The 1,569-nt window shown below is 43.0% G+C and carries 2 protein-coding genes; one reads left to right on the forward strand and one right to left on the reverse strand.

Annotated elements, in window-relative coordinates:
- On the reverse strand, positions 1 to 420 hold a 420-nt coding region (locus tag HMPREF9304_RS07150; RefSeq protein ID WP_036927811.1), incomplete at its 3' end, for an Arm DNA-binding domain-containing protein.
- A 729-nt stretch (positions 421 to 1,149) separates the two neighbouring features.
- Between HMPREF9304_RS07150 and HMPREF9304_RS07155 the strand changes: the two genes are divergently transcribed.
- Positions 1,150 to 1,569, forward strand: a 420-nt coding sequence (locus HMPREF9304_RS07155; RefSeq protein ID WP_036927814.1) for an Arm DNA-binding domain-containing protein, incomplete at its 3' end; no start/stop codon positions are given.

The raw sequence follows: 1,569 nt of genomic DNA on the forward strand, positions 1-1,569 counted from the left end.
GAGCATGTAATACATCGAGTGCCAACGTGCCGAAATCTCCACGCCAACCAATTGCTTCTCGTCTTCNACCATCTGGTCGTAGCGTTGNAAGAACGTAGTGCGGTTCTGCATTGAGCCTTGGAACTGCTCCTTNATGTCTTTTGCAGAGAACTCTATACCTCTATCACAAAGCGNTTGGTACGCTCGTTGTACAGAGAGAAGCAGTTGTTCCAACTTTGCATTGGTTGNCACTGCTTCACGGCTCTTGCCATTNAATCGGCTCTCTCGCACATTCCACAACTTGGGATTGCACGACAGCTTACTGCTGAATTGAGCCATCGTGCGATTATAGGTTATCCGTCCCATTATCGGAGCCTGCCCCGACTTGTCCAAACCGCTCTTTTTGAGGTAGAGCAAAACCTTCATTTTCCCTTTTTGCATACGCTTCTGTTTTTGTGGGCAAAGTTACCCTTTTTTGAAGCGTTTTTGGTTATGCAAAATATTGTGGTTCAGTGCATAAACACCATAATGGCAGAAATCGCCACCACTGTACAAACTGCTTATCGTTACCTCGTTTTATTCACACACATTTGGCTAACGATTTGGTAACGTATCTTATGCACAAATGCACATTTTCTGCACTTTCACCATCAAAGCAGTACACGGCAATAATCCGTATTTCTCACACATTCTCAATCACTTACCATCAATCTACATAAATCAACCTTTTTCTTGCATTTGTCCGAGAAAACTTTATTAAACAAAATAATTTAGGGCTGACACTTCTCACGAGGTGTCAGCCCTTTTGGTTATCTTTGTTTTCGCAATATAATAAATATAACCATGAGCAAAGATAGTCATTTCTTCGGACAAATGCAAGAAAAGAGATGTTTTATGCAGATTGATGGTAAGTGATTGAGAATGTGTGAGAAACACGGATTTATGCCGTGAATTGCTTTGAGGATGAAAGTGCAGAAAATGCGGATTTGTGCAAAAGATACGTTACCAAATCGTTAGTCAAATGTGAAAGGACGTAGACAGGTAACAGGAAGCAGTTAGCACAATAGTAAGGATTTCTACTGATATGGTGTTTATGCACTGAAACACAATGTTTTGCATAACTGAAAACGCTTCAAAAACGGGTAACTTTGCCCACAAAAACAGAAGCGTATGCAAAAAGAGAAAATGAAGGTGTTGCTCTACCTCAAAAAGAGCGGTTTGGACAAGTCGGGGCAGGCTCCGATAATGGGACGGATAACCTATAATCGCACGATGGCTCAATTCAGCAGTAAGCTGTCGTGCAATCCCAAGTTGTGGAATGTGCGAGAGAGCCGATTNAATGGCAAGAGCCGTGAAGCAGTGNCAACCAATGCAAAGTTGGAACAACTGCTTCTCTCTGTACAACGAGCGTACCAANCGCTTTGTGATAGAGGTATAGAGTTCTCTGCAAAAGACATNAAGGAGCAGTTCCAAGGCTCAATGCAGAACCGCACTACGTTCTTNCAACGCTACGACCAGATGGTNGAAGACGAGAAGCAATTGGTTGGCGTGGAGATTTCGGCACGTTGGCACTCGATGTATTACATGCTC

This window comes from Hoylesella timonensis S9-PR14 (assembly GCF_000762405.1).
Taxonomy (GTDB): Bacteria; Bacteroidota; Bacteroidia; order Bacteroidales; family Bacteroidaceae; genus Prevotella; species Prevotella timonensis_A.